The organism is Martelella sp., assembly GCF_984369615.1.
Map to the genome: position 1 here is coordinate 1 of NZ_CFHTCS010000111.1, position 12,179 is coordinate 12,179.

A 12,179-nucleotide genomic window follows, 5' to 3' on the forward strand; every position below is an offset into this window, starting at 1 on the left:
GGTGACGCCGGAGGTGATGTTGAAGGAGGCGCCGCCGTCCGCATCGCCGACGCCCTGCCCTCCGGCACCTTCCGGTTTCAGGCAACGCTTTCCAACGGCACGCGGCCGGACTGCGTGATCGACATGCCGAACGGCGCGCCGCCGCTGATCATCGATGCGAAATTTCCGCTGGAATCATGGAACACGATGCGCGACGCTGAGGAGGATGACGCAAGACGCGCCGCCGGCCAGCGTTTCCGCCGCGATCTGGAGACCCATATCCGCGACATCGCCGGAAAGTATCTTCTGCCAGGCGAAACCCAGGACACCGCCTTCCTGTTCGTGCCGTCCGAATCGATCTTCGCCGATATCCACGAACATTTCGAGGCAAGCGTGCAGCGCGCCCATGCCGCGCGCGTGGTGATCGTCTCGCCGACGCTTCTGCTGCTCTCCATCCAGGTGGTGCAGGCAGTGATGAAGGACCAGCGCATGCGCGAGCAGGCGCATCTGATCCAGGGCGAGGTCGCCCATCTGATCGGCGATCTCGGCCGGCTGAACGAGCGTGTCGAGAAGCTCAACAGCCATTTCTCGCAGGCGCGGCAGGATGTCGAACAGATCAGGGTCTCCACCGGCAAGATCGCCCGGCGCGGAGAGCGAATCGGCGCGCTGGAATTCGAGACGCGCGGCGAAAAGCAGGCCGGAAACGGCGAGCGCCCTCTTGCCCCGCGCGACGACAACGACCCGCCCCCTTCCGGCGCCGGGCGGATGAAACTGCGCGTCGTCGACGAGGACTGATTGTCACGGCCTGATCTTGTCACTAAAACCCTCGATGAATGCGCGGCCCGAGGGCCATCATTGCCGGCAAAGGCCCGGGAAAGAGGAGAGACTGCGATGATCACGGTTTTCGGTTCCATCAACATGGACCTTATCAGCACCACCGAACGCCTGCCGGAACCGGGCGAAACCGTGACCGGCACCTCCTTTTCCACCGCGCCGGGCGGCAAGGGCGCAAACCAGGCGCTCGCCGCGCGGCGCGCGGGTTCCGCCGTCGCCATGGCCGGCGCGGTCGGCAGCGATGAATTCGCCACGCCGGCAACGGCGCTTCTGTCGGAGGCCGGCGTCGACCTGTCATTTCTCAAGACCACGGACGGTCCGACCGGCACGGCGATGATCCTCGTCGGCGGCGACGGCGAGAACGTGATCGTCATAAACGCCGCCGCCAATGGCACGCTGACCGAAGAGGACGCGCTGGCGGCAGTCGGGCGGATGTCACCCGGCGATCTGCTGATGCTGCAGCTCGAGGTCCCCGCCCCCGCCATCCGCGCGGCGCTCGAAGCGGCGCGCAGGAAGGGCGTGACCTCGGTCCTGAACACCGCGCCGCTGACCCCGGAAGCCGCCGCGCTGGGAGCGCTCGCCGATATCGTGATTGCCAACGAGACCGAGTTCGAACGCCTGGTCGGCGCCGAGGAGCTGGGCAGCGAAGGCCGGATCGCGATGCTGAAGACCCATCACGACAAGACCGGCCAGACCATGGTGATCACCCTTGGCGGCGACGGGGTGATCGCGATGCATGAAGGCGCGTTTTTCAGGATCGACGCGCTGAAGATCGATCCGGTCGACACGGTCGGCGCCGGCGACACCTTTTGCGGTTATCTGGCGAGCGGGCTGGAACAGGGCCTTTCCTTCGAGGCCGCGGCCCACCGCGCCTCGGTCGCGGGCGCGCTTGCCTGCCTCAAGCCCGGCGCACAGCCCTCGATCCCGACGGCGGATGAGGTGAAAGCGCGGCTGTAGCCGCGGCAGAGAGGTCAAGCGGTTGCGCCGCCCCGACGGGCGGCACTTTGGCCATCAAAGCCGCGCCAGGCGCTCCGTCAGCAGGGCGAAGAAGCCCGCCGCATCGGCCTTGCCGATCACCAGCGCGTTCTTCTTGCGGTCGGTCACATGCCACCAGTCGATCACCGTTTCGCCGAGCGTCAGCTCTGACCCGGTCTCGATCTCGACATTGCAATGCCGGCCGGAGAAGAGCTCGGGCTTCAGGAGATAGGCGGTCACCGAAGGGTCATGCAGCGGGCCGCCGTCAGAGCCGTATTTCTCGACGTCGAAACGCTCGTAGAACCGCAGCATCGCCGCCATCGCCTGGGCGGCCGGGCGGCCGATCGCGTCGATCCGGTCGACGCGTTCCTTCAGGCAGAGCAGCTGATGGGTGACGTCGAGCGGCATCATCACGATCGGGATGCCGGCGGCGAACACGGCCTTGGCTGCTTCCGGGTCGACATAGATATTGAACTCGGCCGACGGCGTGATGTTGCCGCCCTCGAAATAGCCGCCGCCCATCATCACGATCTCCTGCACCCGGCCGATGATGTCGGGCGCTTTCTCGAAGGCCGTCGCCACATTGGTGAGCGGGCCGAGCGTGCAGAGCGTCACGGTCTTTTCCGGTTCGGCCCTCAGCGTCTCGATAATGAAGTCGACCGCATGCATTGGCTGCAGCGCCATCTTCGGCTCGGCGAGGTCAGGGCCGTCGAGACCGGTCTTGCCGTGGACATGCTCGGCCGTCACCAGCGGGCGGTGCATCGGCCGGTCGCAGCCGGCGAAGACCTTCATGTCCGGCCGGCCCGAGAGTTCGCAGATGATGCGCGCGTTGCGCTCCGTCAGCGCCAGAGGCACATTGCCGGCAACGGCGGTGATTCCGAGAACGTCGATCTCCTCGGGGCTCGCCAGCGCCAGCATGATCGCGGCGGCGTCATCCTGCCCGGGGTCGGTGTCGATGATGATTTTTCGTGCGCACATGTTTTTCAGTCTCTGCCTTCATGTCATCCAACGAGATGGAATGGAGACTGGCCCGGCGCTTGTCAAGCAGGCACGGGCTTGCGCGGCTCCCGGCCATACCCCATATCGCTCGTGACAAGACCGGAGCCGCCATATGCCGAGAATCGATCTGCGCATCAATCCGAGGATGCTGCACAATCGCGCCGAGGACGCCGCGTTCAAGGGCGCGTCCGGCTACCCGCCCTTCGACGTCGAGTGGTTTCCCGAGGAGCCTTCGGGCGTGTTCTTGCGGATCACGCTGGCCGTCGCCGGTTTCGATGAAAGCGAGCTCGACGCCGTGGCCGAGGACAATGTCCTGATCGTCAGCGGCAACAGGGAGGAGCGCGAAAGCGGGGAATACCTGTTTCGCGGCATCGCCGGGCGGCAGTTCCGCCGCCAGTTCGCCCTTGCCGACGGGATGGAGGTCGTCGGCGCGACGCTCGACCGCGGCCTTCTTGCCATCGACATCGCGCGACGTCCCCAGGAGGTACGAAAAATTAAGATTTCGGTTTCAGAATAGCCTTTGAAAACACAAGCTTCGGAACCTTGGCGCAGGAAAAGGCCGAAGCTCGCGTTCCCCCTCGCTCAAGACAAGGCAGCCTGACACCATGAAATTCCCGTCCGCGGCAACCTTCCTCAATTCCGACCAGCTCGCCGCCTTCGGCGCCGGCCGCCTCGGCTATTACCGCGCCTTCGAACGGGAAGAAGCGCTCAAGCATTTTCCAGATGCCGAAGGCGTGAAGACTGCCGAGAAGCTGTGGGCCCTTTTCGGCGCCGATGGCACGTTGCTGCTGCTCACGGAAAACCGCACCAGCATCTTCTTCAAGGCCATGGAAGAAGAGCTCAAGACCGTCACGCTCCACTGAGTTGAGGCCATCCTGTCCTCTCAGATCTTCAGAAACGTCAGATAGGCGCTTGAACGTCCCTCGCGGCGCGCCTTTGCCTCATAGCGCGTTCCCGGCCAGTTCTCGTAGGGCGTCAGCCAGTCGGCGGACGTCCGCGCCTGCCAGGAAAAACCGCCATGCCGGCGGCAGTGCAGCAATGTCCAGTTGATATAGGAGTCGATATCGGAGGCGAAACAGAACCGGCCGCCGGGCTTCAGCACGCGATGAAACCGGTCGAGATTGACCTGCGAGACGAAGCGGCGCTTCCAGTGCCGGCGTTTTGGCCAGGGATCGGGATAGAGAAGATCGATCTGGTCCAGCGATGCCGCCGGCAGCCAGTCGAGCACGGCAACGGCATCATCATCATAAAGCCGCAGATTGTCCGGTTCGGCCCCTTCGACCTGGCCTAGGAGCTTCGCCATGGAATTGACGAAGGGCTCGATGCCGATGAAGCCGGTCGCCGGCTCCTCGCGCACGCGATGCAGCAGATGCTCGCCGCCGCCGAAGCCGATCTCCAGGCGAAGCGTATTCACCTCGGCGGCAAAGAGCGAGCGCAGATCATCGGGCGACGGACCAGAAGGGTCAATCGCCAGCGCCGGCAGCACCTCGGCAAGATTGCGCGCCTGCCGGTCGCGCAGGGGCTTGCCCTTGCGCCGACCGAAGAAGGCCTTGCCGGCCTCGTGTTGGGAATTCTCGCTCACGACGGCGATCAGCTCTTCAGGGCCTGTTTCAACGGGCGCACCAGATCGAGCCGCTCCCAGGAAAACGAACCGTCACGGCCGGCCTTGCGGCCGAAATGTCCATAGGCCGAGGTCTTGGCATAGATCGGCTTATTGAGGTTCAGATGGCGACGGATGCCGGAAGGCGAGAGGTCCATGGTCGCGCGGATCGCCTTCTCCACCTCGTCCTCCTTGATCTTGCCGGTTCCGTGCAGGTCGACATAGATGGACAGCGGCTGCGACACGCCGATGGCATAGGCCAGCTGGATCGTGCATTTTTCCGCAAGATTGGCGGCCACCACGTTCTTGGCGAGATAGCGCGCGGCATAGGCGGCCGAGCGGTCCACCTTGGTCGTGTCCTTGCCGGAAAACGCCCCGCCGCCATGGGGCGCGGCCCCGCCATAGGTGTCGACGATGATCTTGCGACCGGTCAGACCTGCATCGCCGTCCGGACCGCCGATGACGAACTTGCCGGTCGGGTTGATGTACCAGACGCAGTCATCGGAGATCGGCAACTCGCCCAGCGCCTCGCGGATATAGGGCTCGACGACGTCCCGCACCTTCGCCGAATCCCAGCTTTCGTCCAGATGCTGCGTCGACAGCACGATCGAGGTCACCTCGGCGGCCTTGCCGTTATGGTAGCGCACGGTCACCTGGCTCTTGGCATCAGGCCCCAGAAGCGCGACCTCGCCCTCGCCGGCCTTGCGGGCCTCGGAAAGCGTCTGGAGGATACGGTGGGCATAGTAGATCGGCGCCGGCATCAGTTCCGGCGTCTCCCGGCAGGCGAAGCCGAACATGATGCCCTGGTCGCCCGCGCCCTCGTCGCCCTGCCTGTCGGAAGCATTGTCGACCCCTTGGGCGATGTGCGCCGACTGCGCATGCAGCAGCACGTCGATGCGCACCGTCTTCCAGTGAAAACCGTCCTGCTCGTAGCCGATATTGCGGATCGCCCGGCGCGCGGCGGACTTGAAGCGCGAGGGGTTGACGATCTCGTTGCCGTTCTTGTCCTTCTTCATCAGGCTCGGCGGCAAGCGCACCTCGCCCGCGATGACCACCCGGTTGGTCGTCGCCAGCGTCTCGCAGGCGACCCGGACCGACCACGGGTCAACCCCGGTCTTGACCGCCTCCCGGTAGATCAGGTCGACGATCTCATCGGAAATCCGGTCACAGACCTTGTCGGGATGTCCTTCGGAGACGGATTCGCTGGTGAAGAAGTAGTTGGTGCGCATCGGGATTCCCCACATAGAAATTGGCCCGATTTTGTTAGACGCTTCGCCGCGAAATGACAAGCGCACAACAATATAACTATATCTTTATATCCCGCGAAAACGCGGAAAAAACGCACGAAAACGGCCCGGAAGGCAGTCTGGGGCCTTCCGGGCGGTGTTCCTGCGCGCGAAAAGCCCTATTCGGCTTCCTCGGCCAGCGACTTGACGAGGTCGACCAGTTTGCGGCGTACTTTCGCGTCTCCGATCTTGACAAAAGCGCGGTTGAGCTGGAGACCTTCCGAGGACGACAGAAAGTCGACCACGTAGCTGGAGCTCGACGCTTCGGCCATCCCCGAAGCATTCGGCCCCTGATCGCCGGGCGCATCCTCGAAGAAGAAGGAAACCGGGACGTTCAGGATCGTCGAAATGTTCTGGAGACGGCTGGCACCGACGCGATTGGTGCCCTTTTCGTATTTCTGGATCTGCTGGAATGTGATCCCAAGGCTCTCGCCAAGCTTTTCCTGGCTCATGCCCAACATGGTACGGCGCAACCTGATCCGACTCCCGACGTGAATGTCGATGGGGTTCGGCTTTTTTTTGTTTTCTGTCATTTTCCATCCTACTTTAACCAGCTTGACAACTGACCCCGATGCCAAAGCCTGATGGCATCAACACAACCATCAGAGTGGGGCAACAAAAAGCCCTAGTTGAAAACCAAGCGGTTTCACTATGCAATTTTGGGGTATTGCGGTCAATTCTGCGCCAAATATAAAACCATGGGATGAATAAATGGCTCCTAATGAAGCGATTGTTGTCACACGCTAGGATTTAGTTTTCCACCTTAGCACACCCATCGCAACCTAAGGAAGCAAAACCGGCACGTCCAGAATTCCGGGTTCGTCAAAAGGCAGCCGTCGCACGACGTTTCCGCGCGAATCAATGACAGCGGTAACACCATTTTCGCCGGCCCGAATCAGCGTTTTTCCGGTCTCCACCGCACGAAGACGGGCCTGCGCGAAATGCTGGTATGGTCCCGGCGTGCGTCCGAACCAGGCGTCGTAGGTCAGGTTCAAGAGGGCCGCCGCCTCACCGGTCTTGCCGTCGACCAGACGCGGAAAAATCGCTTCGTAGCAGACCAGCGGGAAAAGCGTCAGGCCGTCCGGCAAAAGCAGCATCTGCCGGTTTTCCGCCGGCACATAGCTGCCGGGCAGCGTGGTCAGCGCCTGCAGACCGATCGCGCGAAAGAAATCCTCAAAGGGCAGATACTCGCCAAAGGGCACCAGATGCGTCTTGCCGGCCACCGACACCGTCCGGCCGGCATCATCGAGCACATAGATGGCGTTGTAGAATTCCGGCCAACCATCGGGCTTTCGCCCGGCAAAACGCGCCGCGCCGAGGATCAGCGTCTGTCCGGGTCGCAGCAATTCACCGATGGCCGTGCGCGCGTCAGGCCGCTCCTCGAGCAGAAAGGGCAGCGTGCTTTCCGGCCAGACAATCACGTCCGGCTCCGCCGCTCCCGGCTCGCCCGGCGCGCTCGAAAGCGCGATCAGGCGGGCAAAGATCTCCGCCCGGCCTTCCGGCGAACGCCACGCGGCATCGCCGATCGCCGGCTGGACGAGGCGGAAATTGACGACCCTGCCGGCGCTCGGACCGGCGGCATTGAGCCGGTGATAGCCATAACCGAGATCGGCTGCAACCAGAAGGATCGCCGCGACAAGCCCGGCGCGCCGCCCCCGTCGATCGGAAAGCAGCGCCGGGCTCGCGAAGACGAAGACGGCAAGACCGCCCATGACGTAAAGCCCTGTCAGCCGGATCGACTGCATGAAGAGCGGCGTCGGCATGGCGGTATAGGCAATCGCGTTCCAGGGGAAGCCGGTCGCCACGTGGCCGCGCAGCCATTCGGCCACAATCATGGCGACTGCGAGAGCCACAAGGCGCGAGGGACCCGGCCGCCAGACGAGCGCCGCAAGCGCGCCGGCGAGCCCGTAAAACAGCGCAAGCATGGCCGGAAAGCCGAGAACGGCCAAGGGAAGCGCCCAGGCATAGAGCCCGGCATCCTTCAAAAGGGCGACGCCGAGCCACCAGAGGCCAAAAACGAAATAGCCGAAGCCGAACCACCAGAGCGCTGCAAAGCCGGAAACCATGCGCGCACGGCCGCGTTTTTCCAACAGCGCCCCGTCCATCAGCCACACCAGGGCGGGCATGGTGATGAACATGACGGGCATCACACCGAAAGGCGCCAGCGCGAAGGTCGAAACAGCGCCACAGGCAAAGAGCGCCAGTCGCCGGCGCCAGGGACCGAGTTCCCGTAAAAAACACGCCGGCTTCAAGATAGGCTTCCACCCTGTTTGCGTATGGCAGCGCCAGAGCGCCGCGCGTCCATTTGGACGCACAAAGGACGCTCCAGGCAATTGGTTCGACGCATCGTGCTTTCCGAAGACCGATTCCGATTGTCGGGCCGATGCGCTAGTCCCGGTCTGCGGTCTCGGTATGCTCATCCGCAAGGTCGGAGGCCGCCAGCTCGCCCTGTTCCGTTCCGCGCGGTTCGTCCTGTGCGGGAAGGCCGGTGCGGGCCTGAGCCGCCGAGCGGCGGCGGGCGGGGCCGCGCTTGCGCAGGATCCGGACCCGACGGATGCGGCGCGGATCGGCATCGAGAATATGCACCTCGAAACCGGGGAGCGCCTGGATCACCTCGCCGCGCGCCGGGATCCTACCGATGGCGGAAAAGATCAGGCCTCCGAGCGTGTCGACGTCCTCGGCATGCTCGCCGATCTCGAAATCCGGACCGATGGCCTCGGCGATATCCTCGAGCTCGACGCGGGCATCCGCCAGGAACACGTCCTCGGAGACGCGCGTGAACATCGCCTCCTCGCTGTCATGCTCGTCGTCGATCTCGCCGATCACCATCTCCACGATGTCCTCGTGGGAGACGAGCCCGTCGGTCCCGCCATATTCATCGATGACCAGCGCCATCTGCGTGCGCCCCGCCTGCATGCGCTGCAGAAGGTCGGAGGCGAGCATGGAGGGCGGCACGAACAGAACCGGACGGATGATGCCGGCCTCGGCCACCGTCTTGTCGAGATTGACCTTGCCGAGGTCGAGCGGGTTTTGCGCCGGGCGCGGCTGGCGTTCGGCGGGTTTGACCTCTCCGCCCTTGGCTACGCCCGTTTTCGAGGCGTCGCGCGCATTGGCCGCGCGCGCGCGCCGACGCCCGCGCGCCTGCTTGGACAGATAGGCCAGCAGGTCGCGGATATGCACCATGCCGCGCGGGTCATCCAGCGTCTCGCAGAACACCGGCATGCGCGAGTGGCCGCAATTCTCGAAGATCAGCAAAAGGTCGCCGATCGTCGTGCTCTGCTCCACCGCGTCGATATCGGCGCGCGGCACCATCACGTCCTCGACCCGGACCTCGCGGAAGCTGAGAATGTTGTTGAGCATGGCCCGTTCTTCGGGCGAGAAGTCGCTGTCGCCGGCGCTTTCCGTCGAAAGCGCGTCCTCAAGGTCCTCGCGCAGTCGCGAGACCGCATTTCCGTTGCGCCGGAAGCGCAGCAAAAGCCCCCGCAGCGGCGAGCCTGTGTGTTTGTGAGTGCTCTTGTCCGAAACCGGACTGTTAGGCTCGTCTGGCGAGGATCCGTCTTCGGCATCCTGACCGCTTTCTGAAAGCGGCGCGATCTGTTGCTGGTTCATCGTTCCTTGGGCGTTAGAGAGGGTCGCTGCCCTGATAGGGATCAGATAGGTCAAGTGTGGCAAGAATGCGAGTCTCGAGCCCCTCCATGACCTCCGCCTCTTCGTTTTCCATGTGATCATACCCCAAAAGATGCAGAAATCCATGCACCAGAAGATGGGTGAGATGATCGTCGAAGCTCTTGTCGAGCGTTTCGGCCTCGCGCGCCACCGTCTCATGGGCAATCACGATATCGCCGAGCATCGGCCCCGGCATCTCGCCGGGGGTCACCGGAAAGGCCGGAAAGGAGAGCACATTCGTGGCGCTGTCCTTGTTGCGCCATTCCGCGTTGATCTCCCGGATCGTCGCGTCATCGGCAAAGACCAGCGACAGTTCAGCAGGGCTATCCGGAAAGGGCTGCCCTTCGCGTTCCGAAAGATAGGCGGACGCCGCCCCGATAACGCGGGCGACGATCGCCGCAAGCGCTTCCTCCTCGGGCCAGCCGCCGGCTTCGCGGCTGACCTGATAGTCGAACTCCGGCATGGTCAGTCGTCTTTTCCGCCGGCGGCAGACGGCACGAGACGCCCCTCATAGGCCGCGACGATGCGGGCGACGAGCGGGTGGCGAACGACGTCCTTGTCGGTAAACCTGTTGGTCGACACGCCTTCCACCCCGTCAAGCACCGAAAGCGCCTCGACGAGGCCGGACTTGACGCCGCGCGGCAGGTCGACCTGGCTCGGATCGCCGGTGACGACCATGCGCGAATTCTCGCCAAGCCGCGTCAGGAACATCTTCATCTGCATCGACGTCGTGTTCTGCGCCTCGTCGAGAATGACCGCCGCATTGGTGAGCGTGCGCCCGCGCATGAAGGCCAGCGGCGCAATCTCGATCACGCCCGCCGTCATCGCCCGTTCCACCCGCTCGCCGGGGATCATGTCGTAGAGCGCGTCATAAAGCGGCCTGAGATAGGGATCGACCTTCTCCTTCATGTCGCCGGGCAGGAAGCCGAGCCGCTCGCCCGCTTCCACGGCCGGGCGCGACAGGATGATCTTCTCGATCGCGCCGCGTTCCAGAAGCTGCGCGGCGTGGGCAACGGCCAGATAGGTCTTGCCGGTGCCCGCCGGGCCGACCCCGAACACCAGCTCATTGCGCTCCATTGCGCGGATATAGGCATCCTGCGCCGGCGTTCTGGCGGCGATCGACTTCTTGCGCGTCGAAATCTGCGACATGGAAAGCCGCGCCTTGCGCTCCAGCGTCGGCAGGGTCAACTGGTCGTCTGCGGCCTGCGCCATGCGGATCGCCCCCTCGACATCGGATTTTTCCAAGGATGACCCTTTCTGAAGCTGGTCGTAGAGATAGTCGAGCGCCCGACGCGCCTGATGCGTGGCCAGCGTCGAGCCGGAAAGCGAAACCGAATTGCCGCGCGCGACAGCCGTGACGGAAAGCTGCTTCTCCAGCAATTTCAGGTGCTCGTCGAACTGGCCGAACAATTCGCTGGCGTGGCGGTTGTTCTCGAAGGTCAGGACAAAATGGCTGGCCTCGGCGGTCGGCCCTGCCTGGATTTCATGCTTTGCAACCATTTCAGTAGCGTTCAAGCGGTCCGGCTCCCTGGAAAAAGAAAATGACATCGCCTGCCGGTGTCTGACCCGGCATGCGCAGCGTCTCTGGTGCGATACATAGGAAATCGTTCAGTCAACGACAGAGGCAAAGCGGCAGAAATGTGAGTCTTTGTTCGCCAATCTCTCTTCATGAAGAAAGGCTAAACGCGAATCTGCGCTTTGTGAAGCAAATTTCAGGCAAGGCTCAAGATTTCACGGCGACGTCACAGATCGCGGCCCGCGCCTCAATCGAGGCGAACCGCCGCCAGGCTGTTGGCGGAGGCGTCCGCTATCCGGACCCGAACCATGTCGCCGACCACGGCGTCGCCGGCATCGATAACGACCGATTGCAGCCAGGGCGAACGGCCGACGAGCTGGCCGGGATTGCGACCGGGCTTTTCCAGAAGAATGTCCATCTCCATGCCGATCCGCGACTGCGCGAATTCGAGCTGGTGACGCGCGAGGAGCGCCTGCAGACGCTGCAGCCGGTCGGCCTTTTCGGCCTCGGGAACCTGATCGCCAAGCTCGGCTCCCGGCGTGCCGGGGCGCGGCGAATATTTGAACGAGAAGGCCTGCGCGTAACGCACCTTTTCGACGAGATCGAGCGTCGCCTGGAAATCCTCCTCCGTCTCGCCGGGAAAGCCGACGATGAAGTCGCCCGACATGGCGATATCGGGCCGCGCCGCGCGGATGCGCTCGATCAGCGCCAGATATTCGGCAGCGGTGTGACGGCGATTCATCGCCTTCAGGATACGGTCGGAGCCGGCCTGAACGGGAAGATGCAGATAGGGCATCAGCTCCGGCAGTTCCCGGTGCGCGGCCATCAGCGTCTCGTCCATGTCGCGCGGATGGCTGGTGGTGTAGCGCAACCGGTCGATGCCATCGAGTTTTGCGAGGTCGAACAGCAATTCGCCGAGCCCCCATTCGGCGCCGTCCGGTCCCTCGCCATGCCAGGCATTGACGTTCTGGCCGAGAAGCGTGATCTCGCGCACGCCGTTCTCGGCAAGGCGCTTCGCCTCGTCCACGATCTGCTGGCGCGAGCGCGAGATTTCCGCGCCGCGCGTATAGGGCACCACGCAGAAGGTGCAGAACTTGTCGCAGCCTTCCTGCACCGTCAGAAAGGCCGAGACATTCTTCGGGCGAACGCCGCGTTCCTTCTTCGGCAGGTAGTCGAACTTGTCCTCGACCGCATATTCCGTATCGACCACGCGCTCGCCGGTCTTGGCGCGGCGCAGCGCCTCCGGCAGACGGTGATAGGTCTGCGGGCCGATGACGACGCTGACGTCCGGCGCGCGGCGCAGGATTTCCTCGCCTTCCGCCTG

General features: G+C 63.7%; 13 protein-coding genes. 4 read left to right on the forward strand and 9 right to left on the reverse strand.

Annotated elements, in window-relative coordinates:
* Positions 1-774, forward strand: a 774-nt coding sequence (locus AC5DC2_RS10940) for a DNA recombination protein RmuC (RefSeq protein ID WP_491698495.1), incomplete at its 5' end; no start/stop codon positions are given.
* A 96-nt stretch (positions 775-870) separates the two neighbouring features.
* Entirely contained in the window at positions 871-1,770 is a 900-nt protein-coding gene (locus AC5DC2_RS10945; protein WP_491698496.1) for a ribokinase, read from the forward strand.
* A 54-nt stretch (positions 1,771-1,824) separates the two neighbouring features.
* On the opposite strand, the gene AC5DC2_RS10950 is transcribed toward AC5DC2_RS10945, so the two are convergent.
* Positions 1,825-2,766 carry a nucleoside hydrolase gene (locus tag AC5DC2_RS10950; protein ID WP_491698497.1) on the reverse strand — a complete coding sequence of 314 codons (942 nt, stop codon included), beginning with the start codon at positions 2,764-2,766 and terminating at the stop codon, positions 1,825-1,827.
* A gap of 133 nt (positions 2,767-2,899) precedes the next feature.
* Between AC5DC2_RS10950 and AC5DC2_RS10955 the strand changes: the two genes are divergently transcribed.
* The gene (locus tag AC5DC2_RS10955; RefSeq protein ID WP_024708304.1) at positions 2,900-3,304 is read left to right on the forward strand and encodes an Hsp20 family protein; all 405 of its coding nucleotides are present in this window, start codon (positions 2,900-2,902) and stop codon (positions 3,302-3,304) included.
* An 88-nt stretch (positions 3,305-3,392) separates the two neighbouring features.
* A complete protein-coding gene (locus tag AC5DC2_RS10960; RefSeq protein WP_491698498.1) occupies positions 3,393-3,650 on the forward strand; it encodes a BQ00720 family protein in 258 nt (85 codons plus the stop codon).
* A gap of 20 nt (positions 3,651-3,670) precedes the next feature.
* Here the strand turns inward: AC5DC2_RS10960 and trmB are convergent, their stop codons facing one another.
* The 8 genes from trmB to miaB all read right to left on the reverse strand — a co-directional run.
* Positions 3,671-4,369: a tRNA (guanine(46)-N(7))-methyltransferase TrmB gene (trmB, locus tag AC5DC2_RS10965; protein ID WP_024708302.1), complete on the reverse strand. Its 699-nt coding sequence runs from the start codon at positions 4,367-4,369 to the stop codon at positions 3,671-3,673.
* 8 nt (positions 4,370-4,377) lie between these two features.
* Entirely contained in the window at positions 4,378-5,616 is a 1,239-nt protein-coding gene (metK, locus tag AC5DC2_RS10970; protein ID WP_491698499.1) for a methionine adenosyltransferase, read from the reverse strand.
* Between the two features lie 176 nt (positions 5,617-5,792).
* The gene (locus AC5DC2_RS10975) at positions 5,793-6,206 is read right to left on the reverse strand and encodes a helix-turn-helix domain-containing protein (RefSeq protein WP_024708300.1); all 414 of its coding nucleotides are present in this window, start codon (positions 6,204-6,206) and stop codon (positions 5,793-5,795) included.
* A 249-nt stretch (positions 6,207-6,455) separates the two neighbouring features.
* Positions 6,456-7,925, reverse strand: a complete 1,470-nt coding sequence (lnt, locus tag AC5DC2_RS10980) for an apolipoprotein N-acyltransferase (protein ID WP_152534530.1) — start codon at positions 7,923-7,925, stop codon at positions 6,456-6,458.
* 136 nt (positions 7,926-8,061) lie between these two features.
* A complete protein-coding gene (locus AC5DC2_RS10985; RefSeq protein ID WP_491698500.1) occupies positions 8,062-9,282 on the reverse strand; it encodes a hemolysin family protein in 1,221 nt (406 codons plus the stop codon).
* Between the two features lie 13 nt (positions 9,283-9,295).
* Entirely contained in the window at positions 9,296-9,802 is a 507-nt protein-coding gene (gene ybeY / locus AC5DC2_RS10990) for an rRNA maturation RNase YbeY (RefSeq protein ID WP_024708298.1), read from the reverse strand.
* Between the two features lie 2 nt (positions 9,803-9,804).
* Positions 9,805-10,839: a PhoH family protein gene (locus AC5DC2_RS10995; protein ID WP_161633033.1), complete on the reverse strand. Its 1,035-nt coding sequence runs from the start codon at positions 10,837-10,839 to the stop codon at positions 9,805-9,807.
* A 263-nt stretch (positions 10,840-11,102) separates the two neighbouring features.
* Positions 11,103-12,179, reverse strand: a 1,077-nt coding sequence (gene miaB, locus AC5DC2_RS11000) for a tRNA (N6-isopentenyl adenosine(37)-C2)-methylthiotransferase MiaB (RefSeq protein ID WP_491698501.1), incomplete at its 5' end; no start/stop codon positions are given.

What these genes read in the sequence shown, in the direction of transcription:
- AC5DC2_RS10945 (WP_491698496.1), top strand. Translation starts at nt 871, where the DNA reads ATGATCACGGTTTTCGGTTCCATCAACATGGACCTTATCAGCACCACC.
- AC5DC2_RS10950 (WP_491698497.1), bottom strand. Translation starts at nt 2,766, where the DNA reads ATGTGCGCACGAAAAATCATCATCGACACCGACCCCGGGCAGGATGAC.
- AC5DC2_RS10955 (WP_024708304.1), top strand. Translation starts at nt 2,900, where the DNA reads ATGCCGAGAATCGATCTGCGCATCAATCCGAGGATGCTGCACAATCGC.
- AC5DC2_RS10960 (WP_491698498.1), top strand. Translation starts at nt 3,393, where the DNA reads ATGAAATTCCCGTCCGCGGCAACCTTCCTCAATTCCGACCAGCTCGCC.
- metK (WP_491698499.1), bottom strand. Translation starts at nt 5,616, where the DNA reads ATGCGCACCAACTACTTCTTCACCAGCGAATCCGTCTCCGAAGGACAT.
- AC5DC2_RS10975 (WP_024708300.1), bottom strand. Translation starts at nt 6,206, where the DNA reads ATGACAGAAAACAAAAAAAAGCCGAACCCCATCGACATTCACGTCGGG.
- AC5DC2_RS10985 (WP_491698500.1), bottom strand. Translation starts at nt 9,282, where the DNA reads ATGAACCAGCAACAGATCGCGCCGCTTTCAGAAAGCGGTCAGGATGCC.
- ybeY (WP_024708298.1), bottom strand. Translation starts at nt 9,802, where the DNA reads ATGCCGGAGTTCGACTATCAGGTCAGCCGCGAAGCCGGCGGCTGGCCC.
- AC5DC2_RS10995 (WP_161633033.1), bottom strand. Translation starts at nt 10,839, where the DNA reads ATGGTTGCAAAGCATGAAATCCAGGCAGGGCCGACCGCCGAGGCCAGC.